Raw genomic sequence first — 16,153 nt, 5'->3', positions numbered from 1 at the left:
GTAAGGACGAACACGGGGGCCGGTTAGTTCGCCCTTCGGACCTTGACTTCGCCGTTGTCGCTGTTCGCCTTCACGACATAGGGGCTCTTGTCGCTCCGGGGCACGTCCACGGAGACGTTCCCGTTGTCGGCCGAGGCGGACACCGCGTACTCCTCGCCCCCGGCCGGCAGGTCGATGGTGATACCGCCGTTGTCACTGGTGACGTCCACCAGCTTCGGGACCGCGCTGAACCCGAGCTTCACCGAACCGTTGTCCGACCGGGCGATCAGGGAGGTCCCGGTGAACCGCTCGGCCAGGACGGAACCGTTGTCGCTCCTCAGGTCCAGCGGCCCGCTGCAGTCCCGTACCACGACGCCGCCGTTGTCCGAGGAGACGGCGAGCTTGGTGTCGAACCCGGACGCGGTGACCTTCCCGTTGTCCGCCTCCACCGACAGGCCGATGCCCCGGGGCACCTTCACACGGTGATGTGACCCGCAGTCGCTGATCAACGCCCGGCAGTTGACCCGGAACGTCAGCTTGTCCCCCTCCAGCTTCCAGACGGGCTTGGGCCCACTGCCGAGCAGCGCCCACCCGTCGACCTGGCGGGTCACCTCGATCTCCTTCACGTCGGCGGGCACGACGTCCACGACGGAGTTCTCCGCGTCGATGGTGAGGGACGAGCCGCTGTACGCGAACGACTTCGTCTCGACGGGCGCGTCCTCCACGTCCGTGGAACCGCACCCACTGAGGGCGGCGACGAGCAGGACGGTGCCCCCGGAGGCGATGAGCGCCTTGCTGCCGGTACGGATGGTCATGGTGATCGAGTCCCCCTGCGAAGCGGTTGCGAAGCGGTGCCGCGTGCTGCCGAATGTGCCCTCACCGTATGCAGCGCCACCACCCCGGTACGATCCGGGCGGCTACCGTCTCGGGGTGGGGATATCCCCCGTATCGGGGCCGGGCCTGGCCGCGCTGCCCGTCTGCCCGCCTGCCCGCCCGCCCCGGGGGCGCGGCGAGGAGGGCGTGCGCGTCCCGGGGGCGGGCGGGCGGAGCCTCGCACGGGTCGCCCGGCGCACGGGGGGCGAGGGCTGCCGGGGCGGGGGCCTCGTGGCGGCCCTGGTCGCGGTCCTCGTCCCGGCCCTGGCCCCGGTCCTCGTCCCGGGGCAACCGATTGCCGTCGGGGGGCTGGGGCCATGTAACCTGTTGGCTCATCCACGGGTGCGTAGCTCAGGGGTAGAGCGCTGCTCTTACAAAGCAGATGTCGGCGGTTCGAAACCGTCCGCGCCCACCAGCACAAAGACCCCCAGCCGATCGTGGCTGGGGGTCTTTGACATCTACGTCTGACATCAACGGGCACGATCACCCACGGTCGGGACGCTGCCGCTTCAACATCCGGTCGAGGTGACTCACGGCCTCGCGCTGGGAGTCCTGGACGACGTGGGCGTAGAAGTTCATCGATTCGACCACGCGAATAAGGGTCACAGGCGCCAGGCGCCAGGCGCCAGGCGCTCGCCCGAGCACGGGCCGAAGCGATCACCGATTCCATGGCAGGACATCGCAGACGGAATCGGTCCCGGGCCAAGCATCTGACAGCCTGCCGCATAGGTGGGTTGTTACAGGTTTCTCTACCTCATCAAGGCACCCGGCTGCGCTGCGCTCCGCCGGGCGCGCTTCCCGGCTCTGGCTGCGCCCGCGCTCCTGCCTTCGGCCCGCTCGGCGCTGCCGCCGCCGACGCGCGTCCACAACTGGATAGGCCCGGGGGCATGAGACGAGAACCAAGCCCGCGGCTTCAAGACGATGCCTCCGGCGGGGGCGCTCAGACTCCGGGATGGGAGGGGCGCCGTTCGCGAGTGCCGGCCGGAGCAGGGCGGGCGTCGTGGGGCTCCCATCCCGACCACCTTCGACCCAGGCAGAGCCGAGTGGTCGCGGCCCAGGGCGTCAAGGTCGTTCGTACAGCGGCGCGCTCCACCTTGACGCCCTGAACCACGACCGCTCCACGGTGTGTGGGGCGAAGGCAGACGGGATGGGAGCTGAGGTGGGTGGTGGGGAAGGGCTGAAGCCTCGTGTGACCTGAGGATTCTCCAGTTAGCGGTCGGAACCAGAGGTCCGCCAGGCGCAGTGGACGATCCCGCCACGAGTTGCTTCATAGCGCTGCTGGCATAGACGCCCATCTGGGGCTTGGTGGCGATGGTTGCGAAGACCCGCGGGCCGCTCGCGCGAGCTGCTAGCCTCTTGATATGACGCTTGAAAATGAAATCGAACAGTATCGCCGCAGGATCGCAACGGATTCTTATCCAATGTCCATTGGTGAGCTGGCAAACCTCTACAAAGATGGTGAGATTGACATTCACCCTGAGTTCCAGAGGATTTTTCGCTGGAGGATTGAACAGAGTAGCCGTCTAATTGAAAGTATTCTCCTTGGAATTCCTCTTCCGAGCATGTTTGTCGCCCAAAACGAGAAGGGCGTCTGGGATGTTGTGGATGGGGTCCAGCGCATGTCTACGATTTTCCAATTCATGGGTATTTTGAAAGATGAGGGCGGAAATCTTCACGATCCTCTTGTCTGTACTAAGCCGCCCTTTTTGAGTCAACTTGAGGGCTGCGCATATGAGGAGCGTGAAGGTGCCCAGAGGAACCTGACTCCTGCCCAAAGGATTGACTTTAAGCGTGCGCGCATTGATGTGAAAATCATCAAGCGAGAAAGTGACAATCGAACAAAGTACGATCTGTTTCAGAGGCTTAATTCATTCGGTTCTCTGGCGACTCCGCAAGAGCTTCGAAACTGCCTACTTGTGAGTCTCAGTGATAAGCATTATCAATGGCTTGCTGGCATTTCGCAGGATCGGTCATTTGTTGGAGTCGTTGATTTGCCGGAACGGCTGATCAATGAGCGCTACCATATGGAACTCGCTCTGCGGTTCGTGCTCCTGCGGAAGATCCCAAAGGAAAAACTCTCCACTGTGGGCAACATCGGAGACTTTTTGACCTCCGAGATCGTCTCCTTGGTCGAATATGATGACCAGCGTCTCGACGAGGAGAGTGAAGCCTTTAGGGCTACCTTCCAGGCGTTGCGTGAGGCCGGTGGAGCCGACGTCTTGAGGCGTTTCAACGCTGCGCGGGAACGATCTGAGGGCCCCTTCTCTCTTACGGCGTTTGAGGCGCTTGCTCTAGGGCTGGGGTTTCACCTGCCGGGCGAGTTGCCAAGTTCCGATAAGATTCAGGAAAAGCGATCCCTTCTCTGGTCGGACAGCCGTTTCAGTGCAGGTCACGCTACCGGCGTCAGGGCAGATCAGCGAATGAAGATCACCATCCCGTTCGGACGTCAACTCTTTTCCAGCTAGCGCCGGAGGGGCACGTGGATCTGGAAAGATTCAGCGACAAGGTGCAGCGAGATTTGTCCTTGCGAAAGGTCGAGCTGTCGCGATTCTCTATCCTATTCCAGGAAGGGAAAGATCAGTCCCATCAGGAACTCTTGCATCGTGCTGCCGTAGTGATTTCTTATGCGCACTGGGAGGGATTCGTGAAGGCTGGCAGCGCCTTCTATGTGAAGCACATAAATTCCCGCCAGTTGCCAGTTGGGCGACTTAAGTATCCTTTCCAGGCGGCTTATGTTGCATCGCGCTTCAAGCAGGCTTCGGTTAGCTCTAAAAATTACTTTCTCGGCGACTTGCTTGACTGTATCGACGTAGACAGAAAGAAGACCTTTTCGGCTAGGCCAGAGAAGTGCTTCGATACTGAGAGTAATCTATCATCCGTTGTGTTTAAGGCGCTCGTGCAAGGCCTTGGGCTTGATTACTTGGATGAATATGAAACCCGCAATGCTTTCATTGATGAAAAGCTGCTATACGGGCGAAATCAAGTGGCTCACGGAGAGCTGGCGAAATTTGATCGCCAAGATGCAGAAGAGCGGCTAGATTCGGTTCGATACCTTATCGATCTATTCTCCGATCAGCTATTGAATGCGGCTCGTGATGAGTATTATCTGGCCCGGTGAAATCGAATTGCCGGTCCGGGTTTTCCGTGTCGCGGATGGTCGCTACCGCCGTTCTCGTTGGGCAGGGATGCTTTAAGTTCCCCCGCGATCGAACGGCTCCGGTGTTCGTACCGCGGTGACATGACATCTAGAACTGACATCAACGATGGCGTACAGAGGCGGTACAGGTCGGCCGTCCAGAACGCCGGCGTCTGGGCTGTTTGCCTGGGAGCAGGATGCCTGAGCGAACTTACAAAGCAGATGTCGGCGGTTCGAAACCGTCCGCGCCCACCAGTGATAAACAGCAGGTGAGAGCCTGTTTGAAGCCTCTCGACCGGTCCCGGTCGGGGGGCTTTCTTGTGGCCGAAGTCCACTAAGAACGCCTAACACAATGAGGTGGATCGGTCCTGGTGACCGTGTCCGGTCGTCGGGATCGGCGTTGCCCGGCCATGGGGGCTTCACCGTGGACCGTGTCGGATGACCTATGGGAGTGGATCGAGCCACTCCTGCCGAAGCGGGAGAGACGGTTCAGATACCCGGGCCGCAAGCCGGTCCCGGACCGGCAGGTGCTGTGCGGGATCCTGTTCGTGCTGCACACCGGCATCCAGTGGGAACACCTGCCCCAGGAGCTCGGCTTCGGGTCCGGTATGACGTGCTGGCGTCGACTGCGGGACTGGAACGAGGCCGGAGTCTGGCAACAGCTGCATGAGGTGCTGCTGGCCGAGCTGAACGCCGCCGCCCGGCTCGACTGGTCGCGGACGGTCGTCGACTCCAGCCACGTCAGAGCGTTAAAAGGGGGCTCCAGACTGGCCCGTCGCCAGTCGACCGGGGACGGGCCGGCTCCAAGCACCACCTGATCACCGACGGCCACGGCACCCCGCTCGCCGTCATCCTCACCGGCGGCAACCGCAACGACGTCACCCAACTCATGCCCCTGCTCGATGCCGTCCCACCCGTCCGAGGCAGACCCGGGCGGCCCCGCCGCAAGCCGGAGTCGGTCTTCGCCGACCGCGGCTACGACCACGACATCTACCGCGACCAAGTCCGGGCCCGGCGGATCATCCCCGTCATCGCCCGCCGCGGCACAGCCCATGGCAGCGGCCTGGGCGCCTACCGATGGGTGGTCGAGCGTACCTTCGCCTGGCTCCATGGTTTCAAACGACTCCGCATCCGCTGGGAACGCCGAGCCGACATCCACGAAGCCTTCCTCAAGCTTGCGTGCTGCCTGATCACCCACCGCCGGGTGCTGTCCTTGGACGGCCCGGCAAACTGATCGCATGAACCGAGACGCCCTGCAATCCGCACTGTCCCAGGATGGCTGCATCTCTGCACGCGCAGCTCTGGCCGAGTTGGAGGCAGGCGCGGACTTCGAGGTCTTCCTGAACCAAACGGCTTCTGCGCAACAGCTCTGGGACATCTGGTCCTGGCGGCACGAAGTCATGCTCGACACGGGTGTCAGACCTCGGCCCGGCCTTGACGAAGCCATCGCCGGACTCCAGGCCGCAGGAACAGCTCGGGTCTACATGGCGACCGTCACTGGATCGCAGAGACGTTTCACGATCTTCCTGTCGGAGGATCGCACCCAGTGCGTCGCCTGCTGGTGACTACCTCATTGTGTTAGGAGCTCTAAGAGTCCGCATCCCCCCAGAACAGTTGTCGTTCGTCACTCAAGACGCTTGAGTAGCTTGGTGCAGTCCCGGAGAGCAAGATCGACGCCGCCATCACCCCGCTCAGCATGGGGCGAGGCGCGTACATGCGAGAGTCCACGCAGGCCAATGCCTCAGGGAGGAGAGGGGGGCGGGGATCTACGGCCTGCAACATAGTCCCGAGGTGGCTCCCGGGGACCTTTATGCCCACCCCCCTTGACCGCGGACCTCGAAGGCTCTCTGACCGGTCTTCAACCATCAGGCAATCTAGCAAGTGCGTATATCAGCGACTCTGTCCGTCCGCCGCACCAGTCGAGGACACCAACGGAAGCGGGCTGGGGTCGAACTTGCAAAGTAGACGTCGTTGTCGTACTTGTCCGAGCCCACCCTAGGAAAACCCGGTTAAGGCCCTCCAACCCGGCCAGACTGGACGGCCGTTTCCATGATCGATGCCGCATGGATGTCCCACGGGGCAGCTGTTGTTCGTCACCTTTCGGTGTGGGATCCGTGGCGCTGGCACGTTGGCTGACCTCGTCCGGAAGTAGGCCCTGCCCGCACCTCGGCCGCGTACGGTCGGTGAGTTCAGCGGGCCCGCTGCGCTCGCGCTGCGGCCAGGCGTTCCTCGCGGGTCTGCTGGAGCCAGATCAGGTCTTCCAGTACGGGGTCCCGCTCGGTCGGCTTCGGTGCGGGCGGCTTCGTCTTGGCAGTACGGCTCATCGGCGGGCCTCCCGCCAGGCGCGGCCGAGTCGTACGGCCGTCACGCAGGGAGTGGTCCGGCAGGCGGTGCACTGGATGGTGTGTCCGAGCCAGATCTTGTACGCGGCTTCGGCGTTCGTTGCTGTCTTCGTCGTCATGACCGGGCTTTCTGGCAGGTGCGGCAGCAGCGGGGGAACCAGAGGACCGAGACCCCGTGCGCGTCGAGCGGGCGGGCGCCCAGGTCGTGTGCGGTGGCGTTGGCCAGTGGGGCCGTACACCAGATGCAGGACGCCCCGCGCTGTTGAGCGTCGGACAAGGTCAAAGGGTCGGGCAGGGGCAACTCATCAGGAACCGTGACCATGGCCGTCTCCCCGGTTGCTGTAGGTGAGTAGTACGGCTGACGGTAGGGACAGCCCGGTCGTCCCGGGTTCCGGTTTCTACGAGTTTCTACGCGAGCCCGGAGCCCGCGTGCGTAATCAGCCGCAAAGCCCCTGGTCCGTGAACCGCTCCCGCGCCCATCTCGTCGTGCGCGGCGATGTACTGGGCCACCTCGGACGGGGTGGTGATGGTGATCGCGGCCGTCAGTAGCTCGACCGACACCTGCTCGGCGTCGAAGATCGTGAAGGTCTCCAGCGGCCAGAGCGGTCCGGCTTCGGAGGGGATGATTCCCAGCGTTACGGAGGGCAGCGCCGCCGCCCGGAGCAGATGTCCGAGTTGCTCGGCCATCACGTCCGGGCCGCCGATCTGACGGCGCAGAGCGGCCTCCTCGATCAGGATCGGGAACCGGCGCCCGGCCTGCCGGATGATTCGTGACCGCTCCAGCCGGGCGTCGGCGGCCGCCGACGCGTCGTCGGGGATCCGGTTGAAGCGGGCGATCTCCGACAGCAGGGCAGTGGCGTAGGCCCGCGTCTGAAGCATCCCCGGAATGACGCTGGAGCTGTACACCCTCATGACCTTGGTCCGCTCGTACAGCGGCCGTCGAGCCTGCTGCACTCCGCGAAGCCCGGCACGCTGCACGCGGCGCCACTCGGTGTACATCTGCTGCGCCTGCCGGGCAGCCGCGATCAGGTCCGCAGCCTCTTCCTCCGCGCCACAGGCCCGGCACCAGACGCGGATGTCCTCGTCGGACGGCTGCGAGCGGCCGCTCTGGAGGCGGCTCACTTTCGAGCCCTGCCAGCCGGTGCGTTCCGCCAACTGCTGCCCCGTCAGGCCCGCGTCGGCCCGGAGAGCACGCAGGCGGACCGCGATGCGGTCGCGCGCCTCCTGGACGCGGGCTGACGGGGAGGGTGCCATCAGCTGATCGCGAACTCCTGGTGCGGCACGGCCCGGTTCCACACCACGCCGAACGTGGCCGCGATCCGGGCGGCTACGTCCTGGCGGTCATCGAGCTCGTCGCGCACGTGCGTGCCGTCACCTGCGAAGTGGTGCCACCGGACCAGCTGACCGTCGAACAGCCAGAAGTCGTGGGCGGGCAGGAGCAGGCCGAGCGCCTGGACGCGTGGCAGCCACCGCACCTCCTCGCCTGCGGCCACGTTGCGTGCGGTGCAGGCGTGCTCGAACCGGATGTACTCCGTGGCCGGTGTGGAGATGACGCGGGCCCGCTGGACGGCGACGCCCCGTCCGACCGCAGCGGCGACCGCGTCGTGGAACGGCCCCCACCACGCCGCTCGATCGGCGACGCTCGCCAGCTCGCCCGCGCGCCAGGCCTTCAGGTCCTGGTCCTCCTCATCGACCGCGTAGACATCCCGGGTTTCCAGGTGCACGGCCGAGGTGGTGCACTGAGCGAGGAGTTCAGCGAACGGGGGCGGTGCGGGCGACATCGAGCAACTCCTTCAGCGCGTCAGCCATCCGAGCCGGGAGCCGGACCACGGCCTCCGTCTCGGGGATGGGACCGGCCTTCCGGCATCGTGTCTCCAGGGCGGCGTCGGCCTTCCATCCCTGGAAGACGAACTCCTGCTTCTCGTCGTCGAACCACATGGTTGGGCAGTGGTCCCCGTTCGTGTCTGGGTCTTTCGCGATGAAATGTAAGGTCACGATCGCCTCCACCGGCGGCAGATGCCATGCGTCTGCATGGCTGTGCTCGGACCATCGTGCCGCCGGGGGTGATGGTTACGGGCCGGAATGCACGAAGGCGCCCCCGGTCCCGGCCGAAGTCAGGACAGGGGCCCAGTGCCGTGTCCTGCGATGAGCGCGATGACACCAGCAGCGGCGCCGGCCACACCGCTCAGGCGGGCGATGCGCCCCTGTCACGATGCACCGGTCGGCCGGGGTCTTGCGGGGATCCAGGCACCGCTGACCGAAGGGAGCCGACCGTGGGCAAGGAACGGTCGGCGGAGAAAGAGATCACCGCACGCCTGGCCGCGCTGTGAGGATGGGAGCGTGACGGGCACGGGATCACCCGCACGTTCGTTCAGCACTCTTGCTCGTTGAAGGTGCGGATCGCTGGGGACAGTTCAAGCAGGCTCTCGATCCGGAAGGTCGGGAGCTTCTCTGCCTCCTCGCTACGCCACTGGATCGTCGCCCATGGGCCACGGTGGACGAGGGCCGTGTGCATGCCCGCCGCGACGGCGGGACGTAGGTCGTTGTCGATGCGGTCGCCTACGTACAGGATCTCCTCGGGCTCAACCGGCACGACCTCTGCAACCCGGTGGAAGAACGCCGGATCTGGCTTGCTCGCGCCCCAGTCGTCCGACGTGGCGATCAAATCCACGTCCTGAGTGAACAGCTCCCGGAGGATCCGACCGGCGCGGACCGTCTGATTCCCGGCGATGCCGAGCCAGAGCACGTCCGCCCGCAACGCCGCCAGGGAGTCCCGGACCTCGGGGTACAGGTCCTCCTCACCGAAGTGCTCGGGCTGCCCCGCGACTGCTCGCGCCTCGCGTTCGGCGTACAGATCGAAACCGGGCCGGAACTCCTGGAACACGTCCCGGTAGTCGCGCCCCTGGGCGATGACCGCGCCGAACATCGCGGCGAACGTATGGCGGGGTACGCCCAGCCAGTCGGCCCATGTGCCGTACTCCCGCGTTTCGTCCACCAAGCACTCGCCCACGTCGAACACCGCCGCACGAATCATGCCGGTGATCGTAGAGGGTGATGAGCACCCGCACCCACTGCTGACCGGCCGCCGAGCCGGGCCTCCTTTGTCCCCGAGTTCCGCTGGACTCAACAGTCGGCCATGCACAACGCTCGGCCGGAAGCCCGAGCTCAGCGGTTCCCACGCCTGCCCGACACCCCGATGTGATCCAGAGGCATCATGGGCGCGTGGACATTGAACTGCTCTACTTCGCCGGCTGCCCGAACTGGACCGTCGCTCAGGGGCACCTCACCGCGGCACTCGCCGCCGCAGGCCGCTCCGATGTGGACGTGAAGCTCCGCGCCGTCGAAACGGATGAGGAGGCCCAGGCAGTGCGCTTTCCCGGCTCTCCCACGATTCACATCGACGGCCGGGACCCATTTCCCGCCGCCTCCGATTCGTACGGTCTGACCTGCCGTGTCTACTCGACCCCGGGCGGCCTCGCAGGCGTGCCCACCGTCGATCAGCTCGTCCAGGCCCTCACCCGCACCTTCTAGGGCCGTCGCAACGCTCCGCCGGTGTTGCGACGGCCCTTGAAATCCGCCAGGAAGCCGCTCATGTCAGCAGAGGTCGCGCTGCACTTTGACCGTGTCCGCACCAAGGGGTCGCACGATGACCTGCGGTTGCGTATGGGCCGCTATGAACACCGATGTGATTCCTACTATTTCGCGTTGGACGACTCTCCGATCGTTCCCGGTGGCCTTGGCCTCAGGCTCTCGCGTCTGCTGGAGCAGTGGAACTCGCAGGTCGCCGGCCTCGGAGACGGGGGCGGTACCGTCTACCTGCCCTACGACTTCTCCGACCAGTGCACGGCCTGGCTTCGTGTGACATCCGCCGATGGGGAGACCGCCGAGGTCCAAGCTGGTTGGAGCCTGATCGAAGCCTGGGGAATCCACCCCTCCGACTACCGTTCCACAGCACCTGCCGTGACAGACTTCGAGCCGATCCCAGGGGCCCGAGTCGCGTGCTCGCTCATCGCCCTCGCAGCACGTATCGACGCCAACCGCGCCACTCTTGAAGCCACGGGTCCGTAATGCGGTAAGGGTTTCTCTACTTCATCAAGGCGCTGCGCACGGCGCGCGCGTCCGCGTCTGCGGTGCGCGCCCGCCTTCATCCTCCATGGCTGGCGGGGACGGCTCGGCTTCCTCGGGTCCGGAGCCCGCCCCGTGCTGGTGGCGGCCTCGCCGTGTACGACCCCATCGAGCAGGCTGTCAGCGGGCCCGCTGCGCCCGCGCCGCAGCCAGCCGCGCTTCACGGGTCTGCTGGAGCCAGATCAGGTTCTCCAGTACCGGGTCTCGTTCGGTCGGCTTCGGGGTGGGCGGCTTCGTCTTGGCAGTACGGCTCATCGGCGGGCCTCCCGCCAGGCGCGGCCGAGCCGTACGGCCGTTACGCAGGGAGTGGTCCGGCAGGCGGTGCACTGGATGGTGTGTCCGAGCCAGATCTTGTACGCGGCTTCGGCGTTCGTTGCTGTCTTCGTTGTCATGACCGGGCTTTCTGGCAGGTGCGGCAGCAGCGGGGGAACCAGAGGACCGAGACTTCGTGCGCGTCGAGCGGGCGGGCGCCGAGGTCGGGCGCCGTTGCGTTGGCCAGTGGGGCCGTACACCAGATGCAGGAGGCCCCGCGCTGTTGAGCGTCGGACAAGGTCAGAGGGTCGGGCACGTGCGGTAACGCGGTGGTGGTCACGGCTCCCCGTTCACGGGCGGCGAGTTGGTACCGCTGACCGTAGAGGCGGGCACCGGAGAGATTTCTGTGGATTGCACCGGATTGCGCGCGGCCGGAGAACGGGTGCGCAAAATTGCTCAGGGCGCGGTGAGCGTGGCTCGTACACGGCCGATGAGACGTTGGGCTCGTTCGCCGTACACCGCGGATTCGGTCAGCCACTCCCACGACCGTTCGTAGAGCTGGATGGTCGGCGCGTCCTCCAGCCACATCTCGGTGTTGATGGTCTCGACGATGACGAGCCGCCGATCGTAGATCCAGAAGCCGTGCGAAGGGGCGCGGCGCAGGCGGGCGCCGAGAGGGATGACGCCGAGCTTGACGGTGTCGAGGCCGATCACGCCCATGAGCCGGTCGAGTTGGGCGGCGTGCACGGGGACAGGACTGGTGCGGGCGTGCAGGGCGGGTTCGTAAATCAGGAACTCGAACCGCTTGTCAGGGTCGTACAGCGCTTCCTGACGTTGGACACGGGCCCTCACCGCAGCCTCGATGTCCCGGGGTGTCTGCCGGAACTCGGCGTTCTGCTCGAACAGATGCCTGGCGTAGTCGGGAGTCTGGAACAGGCCCGGCACCCGCACCACCTCGACGCCACGGATGTGGCTGGTGACGGAGGTCTCGGCGATGCCCTCATCCTGACGGGGCCGGTGGCCGACAGCGAGTTGGCGGCGCCAGGACCGGTAGGTGGTGTCCAGCCCTGACAGACGCGCCTTCAACTCGGCCAGTACCTCGGGGCGTTCTGCGGCGGTGGCCCATGCCTCCAGGTCGGCAGCGCTCGGGGTCTGCTTGCCGTTCTGGAGACGCGACACCTTCGATGCCGGCCAGGACAACCGCGCGGCGAACGCGTTGCCGTTCAGGCCTGTGCTGGCGCGTAGCTCCCGCAGTCTCGCGCCAAGAGCCTCACGGCTGGCCTGGAAGTCCGTGCTCACGCCAAGGAACGTACCTGTTCCGTGTACTGGAGGGTGGGCATGGCGTGGTGCCAAGCGGCATCCCGGGCCTGGCAGGCCGCTGCGACCTCGGCCGGGTCTTGGGACAGGACGACGCCCAGGGTGGTGTCGTCCTCGTCGAAGACGAGACGTGCCACGGTGCGGGAGTCGAAGAGCCAGAAGTCGTAGTCCGGCAGTCCCAGCGCCTCGGCCCGGCTGCGGGTCAGGTTGCGGATGTCTTCGCCTGCCGAGACGTTGCCGGGGCTGGACGCGAGAAGGAACGCCTGCCCTTCGGTCAGGGGCTCGTCCACGAGGCGGACCCGCTCGAACCGCTTCCCGGCGGCGACCTGCTGCTGGACGTTCGCACGCCACGCGTCGACCGGCTCGGCGGCGATGTCCGCGCCTGCCTTCCACCGATCCCACTTCGGGCTCCGGCGGTCCGTGGCGTAGCTCCGACGGGTCTCCAGCCGCCAGGCGGTGTGCTTGAACTCCGCGAACAGGTCGCGGATATCGGAGAACGGCACCATCTCGGGGGCCTCGGTGCGCGGTGCGAAGCGGATGAGCAGGTCGCGCGGGACGACCACGAACGTCTCGGATTCCTTGACGTTCCGGAGCCGGGCGAGCTGGCCGGGGTCCGTGACCCGGTCGCCCTGGACGAGGATGTCCCCGGTCGCCTCGACCTCGTACAGGGTGGGGCAGTCGCCGTTGTCGCTGGTGGTGCCGAGGAACTTGAGCGTCACAGAGGGCTCCGTTCTTGCGGGTGGACCCTCAGCATGCAGACCGCCAGGAGTGCGTGGGGGCCGATTGCACCGGATTGCAGCAGACGCAGACGGAGAAGTGGGGGCGCGTTGCTTGCGACACCCGTAGGGCATGACGAAGCAGGGGGCGCAGTCACAACCGACGCCAGCCGAGGAGTACGGGGACCGGGCGCACCAGTACACGGCAGCCTGAACCGACATCCGCTCGGTCCCGACGACCGTGAGCCCGCCAGGCCCGAGCGAGCGACCTGCATGCGCCGCATCATGCCGCAGGCCACTGACAACAGGTCAGGCGAGAACGGCGACAAGCACTCCCGCGGGCATGCGTCCGGCACAGGTGTCGTCGGGGGCGAGAGGACGGAGTCGGGTTGTGACGCGGACTCTGCGACAACCTGGGAACGAGGGCCACCTCGAACCGCATGAGGTATGCCAGGAACCAGGCGCATCCGGCCGGGCCCCCTTCCGTCGTCCCCCGACTGTCAGACCTGGGCAGTACGGTCCCCCCATGACAGCCGGATTCGACTTGACGCTTGATTGCGCGGACGCGCAGCTGCTCGCCACCTTCTGGAGGACGGCCCTCGGTTACGTGGACGAGCCGCCTCCGCCTCCTTTCGCGACCCGCGCGGAGTGGTTCGCGCACTTCGACCTGCCCGAGGACGAGTCCGTGGACGACGGGGCGTGGCTCTGCCATCCCGAGGGGCGCGGACCTCGGCTGAGCATCCTCAAGGTTCCCGAGCCCAAGGTGGCGAAGAACCGGCTGCACATCGACGTCCGGGTGCCGGGGCACGGCAGCCCGGACGAGCGATGGGCGCGGATCGAGGCGGAGTCCGCGCGCCTGGTGGCGGCTGGGGGGACCGTCCTGGAGAGGTTCGACGGGCATCACGTGACGATGGCGGATCCGGAGGGCAACGAGTTCTGCGTCGGCGCGGGCCCCGCGTGACGGGCGCGTGAGGAGTGGGGATGAGGGCCTGATCCCCAGCAGGGGCGCGTAGCCCTTCCGCCCCGGGTACACCCCGTGCCCGTGTGACCGCCTCGGTCGCACGGGCACGGGCACGGGTGGCGCGGGCCTCGCCGACAGGGGCCGACAGAGCCGACAGAGCCGACAGAGCGGCGGTCCCGCTCTCCTCATGGTGCGGGCGCCTCGCATCGGTCGCATCGACACGGTGGGAACGCCGAGGACGGCTGGATCACGTCCACCGGCGTCACTTCCGCCTTCGGCCGTATCAACCGGGTCTGCCGTCCCGTTCGGTCGACCACATACACCTTCAACGTCATCACGGACGAGCCTCCGTCGGCCTCAGTGGGAATGCCGGTGACGGTAAGGAGCGGAATCGCTTGCGCACCAGTGGTGTGCAGAAGTGTGCATACAAGCCTCTCGCCAGGGGGAGTTGCGCCCAGGCGGGCTTGACGGAGGCAGGGGGTTCCCCGACCGTGGAGCACACAGATGCACATCCGACGCACAGCCGACTGACGGAGACCAGCATGTCCTTACTCTTCATCGGGATCGACCCGAACACCGGGGACCACGAGAGCCCCACGGTCTGGGCCGATCTCGGCAAGAAGGAGCTCGTCCTCCAGGGCTGGAGGGCCGATCCGGAGCTCGAAGCCGAGTGCGGGGCGCTCCAACTCCCCGGCCACGCCGCCGGTATCCCGGACACCGAGGCGGTGATACGCATCCCCGCGAGGATGGTGCACATGGTCAGGGAGGCGTGCGATGTCGTCGAGCGTGCCGCGGACCTTCCGTGACCTCCTCGCCGACTGCACCCGGTCCGCGACGCACCTGGAGATGCGCGACGCCTACGCCGTGGACTACGAGACCGGACCGTTCGCGGACTGGCGCGCCGGGATCCGGCCCGATCCCGCCGACCGCGCGTCCTGGTGGCGGCCCTGGCTCGACCTCGTGACCGAGACGGTGGACCGCGGAGTCGTCATACGGCGGGCCCGCATCGTGTCCGAGCCGGTCAGCGAGTACATCCGGTACGAGCACTCCAGCACGTTCACCAACGTCGCCGCCGGCGAGCAGGTCCGCTGGCTGTCCCGCCGCGAGGCCTCGGACATCGCGCTGCCCGGGAACGACTTCTGGCTGTTCGACGGCCAGGTGGTCCAGTGGAACCACTTCTCCGGTGACGGCTCGTCCGAGGGCCCGGAGATCACCGACAGCCCCCGTGCGGTGGAGCTGTGCGCCGCCGCGTTCGAGACGGTGTGGGAGCGCGCTGTGCCGCACGACCAGTACACGATCCGCTGACACCGAGCCCTGGACAGGCCATATGACGCTCCCTTCCTCTTCCGCGCAATCCGCACGCGCCGTCGTGGCCAGGCGCCTGCGTGACCTGAGGAAGGGAGCCGGGCTCACCGTCGTCGAGCTGGCGCGCGGCTGCGGGTGGCACCACGCGAAGACGTCCCGGATCGAGAACGCGAAGACGGCGCCGACCGCCACGGACATCCGGCTCTGGTGCCGTACGGTCGGCAGTGAGGGCCAGGCCGACGACCTGATCGTCCAGTCGTTGCACGCCGAGTCCATGTACAGCGAGTGGCGGCACCGGACGCGCAGCGGGCTGAAGCAACTGCAGGACAGCGCGGTGACGTTCTTCCGGCAGACCGAACTGTTCCGTGTGTACTCCTCCACCCTCGTCCCCGGCCTCCTCCAGACCGAGGGATACGCCGCCGCCGTCCTGGGGATGAGCGCCCGCTTCCGCGACCTTCCCGTGGACGACAGCGTCGAAGCCGCCCGCGCCCGGGTCGATCGCTCGCGCATCGTCCACGAGCGTGGCCATCGGTTCGTCCTCCTCGTCGAGGAGGCGGTGCTGCGCTACCGGGTCGGTGACGACGCCGCGATGGCCGCTCAGCTCGGTCACCTCCTCACGGCCGGTGCCCTGCCGGCCGTGTCCCTCGGCATCGTCCCGGCGGCGACGAAGCGGCAGGACCAGTGGCCGCGCGAGACCTTCCACGTGTACGACGACACGCTGGTCTCCGTCGAGCTGGTCTCCGCGCAGGTGCGGATCACACAGCCCAGCGAGATCGCGTTGTACGTGCGGGCCTTCGAGGACCTGAGACGGTCGGCCGTGTACGGGGCGGCCGCGCGGGCGCTGATCGTGAAGGCCATCGAGGCGCTCGGCTGACCGGAACGCGGGTCCGGGATGCGGTTTCGTGGGGTGCGGGGGACCGTGGAGGTATGTCCGGACACCCGCCCGTGATCGTGTATCCGCCCTCGTCGTCCGGTGGGCGGCGGGTCACCGTGCGCGGGCAGATCGTGGGTACGGCACTCGGGCGCGGGGACGTCGCCGCGTTCCTGCGGCGGGCGGGCTTCGCCGAAGGGGTCGAGGAGATCGACCTCGACCAGCCGGAGTTGATCGAGTGGCGGGGCGGGGACCTGGACACCTGGAGGTGAGCGC

General features: G+C 66.6%; 24 protein-coding genes and 1 tRNA gene. 12 read left to right on the top strand and 13 right to left on the bottom strand.

Translation table 11 applies throughout. The annotated features are described in order from the left end of the window. Positions 1 to 23 precede the first annotated feature (23 nt). Positions 24 to 794, bottom strand: coding sequence for a DUF4097 family beta strand repeat-containing protein (locus tag B9S64_RS08830; RefSeq protein WP_103490275.1), 771 nt, complete (start codon positions 792 to 794; stop codon positions 24 to 26). A gap of 398 nt (positions 795 to 1,192) precedes the next feature. Between B9S64_RS08830 and B9S64_RS08820 the strand changes: the two genes are divergently transcribed. Continuing rightward, positions 1,193 to 1,267 (top strand) — tRNA-Val (locus B9S64_RS08820). A gap of 68 nt (positions 1,268 to 1,335) precedes the next feature. Here the strand turns inward: B9S64_RS08820 and B9S64_RS34145 are convergent. Beyond that, the gene (locus tag B9S64_RS34145; protein WP_146060127.1) at positions 1,336 to 1,443 is read right to left on the bottom strand and encodes an integrase; all 108 of its coding nucleotides are present in this window, start codon (positions 1,441 to 1,443) and stop codon (positions 1,336 to 1,338) included. A 770-nt stretch (positions 1,444 to 2,213) separates the two neighbouring features. Here B9S64_RS34145 and B9S64_RS08815 point away from each other — a divergent pair. The 4 genes from B9S64_RS08815 (at position 2,214) to B9S64_RS08805 (ending at position 5,553) form a co-directional block, all read left to right on the top strand. Then, positions 2,214 to 3,317 carry a DUF262 domain-containing protein gene (locus tag B9S64_RS08815; RefSeq protein WP_103491748.1) on the top strand — a complete coding sequence of 368 codons (1,104 nt, stop codon included), beginning with the start codon at positions 2,214 to 2,216 and terminating at the stop codon, positions 3,315 to 3,317. A gap of 14 nt (positions 3,318 to 3,331) precedes the next feature. Next, positions 3,332 to 3,970 (top strand): MAE_28990/MAE_18760 family HEPN-like nuclease, encoded by a 639-nt coding sequence (locus B9S64_RS34140; RefSeq protein WP_146060128.1) that lies wholly within the window; start codon positions 3,332 to 3,334, stop codon positions 3,968 to 3,970. A 428-nt stretch (positions 3,971 to 4,398) separates the two neighbouring features. Beyond that, positions 4,399 to 5,222 (top strand): IS5 family transposase gene (locus B9S64_RS35520; protein WP_375153042.1). Its coding sequence is split into 2 segments (ribosomal slippage): positions 4,399 to 4,722 and positions 4,725 to 5,222, totalling 822 coding nucleotides; the frame shifts between segments, so codons are not numbered across the junction. A gap of 4 nt (positions 5,223 to 5,226) precedes the next feature. After that, entirely contained in the window at positions 5,227 to 5,553 is a 327-nt protein-coding gene (locus B9S64_RS08805) for a hypothetical protein (protein ID WP_103491750.1), read from the top strand. Between the two features lie 624 nt (positions 5,554 to 6,177). Here the strand turns inward: B9S64_RS08805 and B9S64_RS34925 are convergent. From B9S64_RS34925 to B9S64_RS08775, 7 genes are all read right to left on the bottom strand, one after another. Next, complete coding sequence (locus B9S64_RS34925; protein ID WP_258037898.1) at positions 6,178 to 6,312, bottom strand: hypothetical protein; 135 nt, start codon at positions 6,310 to 6,312, stop codon at positions 6,178 to 6,180. Next, positions 6,309 to 6,449 carry a hypothetical protein gene (locus B9S64_RS34375; RefSeq protein ID WP_181012324.1) on the bottom strand — a complete coding sequence of 47 codons (141 nt, stop codon included), beginning with the start codon at positions 6,447 to 6,449 and terminating at the stop codon, positions 6,309 to 6,311. The genes B9S64_RS34925 and B9S64_RS34375 overlap by 4 nt, the downstream gene beginning before the upstream one ends. Then, positions 6,446 to 6,607, bottom strand: a complete 162-nt coding sequence (locus tag B9S64_RS08800) for a hypothetical protein (RefSeq protein ID WP_258037899.1) — start codon at positions 6,605 to 6,607, stop codon at positions 6,446 to 6,448. Before B9S64_RS08800 ends, B9S64_RS34375 begins: the two co-directional genes overlap by 4 nt. Before the next feature lie 131 nt (positions 6,608 to 6,738). Next, complete coding sequence (locus B9S64_RS08795) at positions 6,739 to 7,584, bottom strand: helix-turn-helix transcriptional regulator (RefSeq protein ID WP_103491752.1); 846 nt, start codon at positions 7,582 to 7,584, stop codon at positions 6,739 to 6,741. Beyond that, on the bottom strand, positions 7,584 to 8,111 hold the full coding sequence (locus B9S64_RS08790; protein ID WP_103491753.1) for a DUF6879 family protein: 528 nt from the start codon (positions 8,109 to 8,111) through the stop codon (positions 7,584 to 7,586). The genes B9S64_RS08795 and B9S64_RS08790 overlap by 1 nt, the downstream gene beginning before the upstream one ends. Continuing rightward, positions 8,083 to 8,268, bottom strand: coding sequence for a hypothetical protein (locus B9S64_RS08785; protein WP_237517642.1), 186 nt, complete (start codon positions 8,266 to 8,268; stop codon positions 8,083 to 8,085). Before B9S64_RS08785 ends, B9S64_RS08790 begins: the two co-directional genes overlap by 29 nt. 433 nt (positions 8,269 to 8,701) lie before the next feature. Then, positions 8,702 to 9,364, bottom strand: a complete 663-nt coding sequence (locus B9S64_RS08775) for an HAD family hydrolase (RefSeq protein ID WP_103491755.1) — start codon at positions 9,362 to 9,364, stop codon at positions 8,702 to 8,704. A gap of 188 nt (positions 9,365 to 9,552) precedes the next feature. Between B9S64_RS08775 and B9S64_RS08770 the strand changes: the two genes are divergently transcribed. Then, positions 9,553 to 9,861, top strand: a complete 309-nt coding sequence (locus B9S64_RS08770) for a thioredoxin family protein (protein ID WP_103491756.1) — start codon at positions 9,553 to 9,555, stop codon at positions 9,859 to 9,861. Positions 9,862 to 9,921: 60 nt separating this feature from the next. Next, positions 9,922 to 10,398, top strand: coding sequence for a hypothetical protein (locus B9S64_RS08765; protein WP_103491757.1), 477 nt, complete (start codon positions 9,922 to 9,924; stop codon positions 10,396 to 10,398). A gap of 177 nt (positions 10,399 to 10,575) precedes the next feature. Here B9S64_RS08765 and B9S64_RS34920 read toward each other — a convergent pair whose 3' ends face one another. From B9S64_RS34920 to B9S64_RS08750, 4 genes are all read right to left on the bottom strand, one after another. Further along, entirely contained in the window at positions 10,576 to 10,710 is a 135-nt protein-coding gene (locus B9S64_RS34920; RefSeq protein ID WP_258037900.1) for a hypothetical protein, read from the bottom strand. Beyond that, positions 10,707 to 10,847 carry a hypothetical protein gene (locus B9S64_RS34370; protein ID WP_181012324.1) on the bottom strand — a complete coding sequence of 47 codons (141 nt, stop codon included), beginning with the start codon at positions 10,845 to 10,847 and terminating at the stop codon, positions 10,707 to 10,709. The genes B9S64_RS34920 and B9S64_RS34370 overlap by 4 nt, the downstream gene beginning before the upstream one ends. Before the next feature lie 316 nt (positions 10,848 to 11,163). Beyond that, positions 11,164 to 12,006 (bottom strand): helix-turn-helix transcriptional regulator, encoded by an 843-nt coding sequence (locus B9S64_RS08755; protein ID WP_103491759.1) that lies wholly within the window; start codon positions 12,004 to 12,006, stop codon positions 11,164 to 11,166. Further along, complete coding sequence (locus B9S64_RS08750) at positions 12,003 to 12,743, bottom strand: DUF6879 family protein (protein ID WP_103491760.1); 741 nt, start codon at positions 12,741 to 12,743, stop codon at positions 12,003 to 12,005. Before B9S64_RS08750 ends, B9S64_RS08755 begins: the two co-directional genes overlap by 4 nt. Positions 12,744 to 13,266: 523 nt before the next feature. On the opposite strand from B9S64_RS08750, the gene B9S64_RS08745 reads away from it, so the two are divergent. From B9S64_RS08745 to B9S64_RS08725, 5 genes are all read left to right on the top strand, one after another. Further along, positions 13,267 to 13,701: a VOC family protein gene (locus tag B9S64_RS08745; protein ID WP_028439903.1), complete on the top strand. Its 435-nt coding sequence runs from the start codon at positions 13,267 to 13,269 to the stop codon at positions 13,699 to 13,701. A gap of 542 nt (positions 13,702 to 14,243) precedes the next feature. Further along, complete coding sequence (locus B9S64_RS08740) at positions 14,244 to 14,507, top strand: hypothetical protein (RefSeq protein ID WP_028439904.1); 264 nt, start codon at positions 14,244 to 14,246, stop codon at positions 14,505 to 14,507. Continuing rightward, on the top strand, positions 14,476 to 15,006 hold the full coding sequence (locus B9S64_RS08735; protein ID WP_103491761.1) for a DUF6879 family protein: 531 nt from the start codon (positions 14,476 to 14,478) through the stop codon (positions 15,004 to 15,006). The genes B9S64_RS08740 and B9S64_RS08735 overlap by 32 nt, the downstream gene beginning before the upstream one ends. Positions 15,007 to 15,028: 22 nt before the next feature. After that, the gene (locus tag B9S64_RS08730; RefSeq protein WP_028439906.1) at positions 15,029 to 15,880 is read left to right on the top strand and encodes a helix-turn-helix transcriptional regulator; all 852 of its coding nucleotides are present in this window, start codon (positions 15,029 to 15,031) and stop codon (positions 15,878 to 15,880) included. Between the two features lie 53 nt (positions 15,881 to 15,933). Continuing rightward, positions 15,934 to 16,149: a hypothetical protein gene (locus B9S64_RS08725; RefSeq protein WP_028439907.1), complete on the top strand. Its 216-nt coding sequence runs from the start codon at positions 15,934 to 15,936 to the stop codon at positions 16,147 to 16,149. Positions 16,150 to 16,153 lie beyond the last annotated feature (4 nt).

The organism is Streptomyces sp. SM18 (assembly GCF_002910775.2).
GTDB classification, from domain to species: domain Bacteria; phylum Actinomycetota; class Actinomycetes; order Streptomycetales; family Streptomycetaceae; genus Streptomyces; species Streptomyces halstedii.
This window is presented reverse-complemented; position numbering and strand designations above follow the sequence as displayed.

Excerpts from the sequence above, each read along its gene's own strand:
- B9S64_RS08830 (WP_103490275.1), bottom strand. The coding sequence starts at position 794 with ATGACCATCCGTACCGGCAGCAAGGCGCTCATCGCCTCCGGGGGCACC.
- B9S64_RS08815 (WP_103491748.1), top strand. The coding sequence starts at position 2,214 with ATGACGCTTGAAAATGAAATCGAACAGTATCGCCGCAGGATCGCAACG.
- B9S64_RS08805 (WP_103491750.1), top strand. The coding sequence starts at position 5,227 with ATGAACCGAGACGCCCTGCAATCCGCACTGTCCCAGGATGGCTGCATC.
- B9S64_RS34925 (WP_258037898.1), bottom strand. The coding sequence starts at position 6,312 with ATGAGCCGTACTGCCAAGACGAAGCCGCCCGCACCGAAGCCGACCGAG.
- B9S64_RS34375 (WP_181012324.1), bottom strand. The coding sequence starts at position 6,449 with ATGACGACGAAGACAGCAACGAACGCCGAAGCCGCGTACAAGATCTGG.
- B9S64_RS08795 (WP_103491752.1), bottom strand. The coding sequence starts at position 7,584 with ATGGCACCCTCCCCGTCAGCCCGCGTCCAGGAGGCGCGCGACCGCATC.
- B9S64_RS08790 (WP_103491753.1), bottom strand. The coding sequence starts at position 8,111 with ATGTCGCCCGCACCGCCCCCGTTCGCTGAACTCCTCGCTCAGTGCACC.
- B9S64_RS08785 (WP_237517642.1), bottom strand. The coding sequence starts at position 8,268 with ATGTGGTTCGACGACGAGAAGCAGGAGTTCGTCTTCCAGGGATGGAAG.
- B9S64_RS08775 (WP_103491755.1), bottom strand. The coding sequence starts at position 9,364 with ATGATTCGTGCGGCGGTGTTCGACGTGGGCGAGTGCTTGGTGGACGAA.
- B9S64_RS08765 (WP_103491757.1), top strand. The coding sequence starts at position 9,922 with ATGTCAGCAGAGGTCGCGCTGCACTTTGACCGTGTCCGCACCAAGGGG.
- B9S64_RS34920 (WP_258037900.1), bottom strand. The coding sequence starts at position 10,710 with ATGAGCCGTACTGCCAAGACGAAGCCGCCCACCCCGAAGCCGACCGAA.
- B9S64_RS34370 (WP_181012324.1), bottom strand. The coding sequence starts at position 10,847 with ATGACAACGAAGACAGCAACGAACGCCGAAGCCGCGTACAAGATCTGG.
- B9S64_RS08745 (WP_028439903.1), top strand. The coding sequence starts at position 13,267 with ATGACAGCCGGATTCGACTTGACGCTTGATTGCGCGGACGCGCAGCTG.
- B9S64_RS08740 (WP_028439904.1), top strand. The coding sequence starts at position 14,244 with ATGTCCTTACTCTTCATCGGGATCGACCCGAACACCGGGGACCACGAG.
- B9S64_RS08735 (WP_103491761.1), top strand. The coding sequence starts at position 14,476 with ATGTCGTCGAGCGTGCCGCGGACCTTCCGTGACCTCCTCGCCGACTGC.
- B9S64_RS08730 (WP_028439906.1), top strand. The coding sequence starts at position 15,029 with ATGACGCTCCCTTCCTCTTCCGCGCAATCCGCACGCGCCGTCGTGGCC.
- B9S64_RS08725 (WP_028439907.1), top strand. The coding sequence starts at position 15,934 with ATGTCCGGACACCCGCCCGTGATCGTGTATCCGCCCTCGTCGTCCGGT.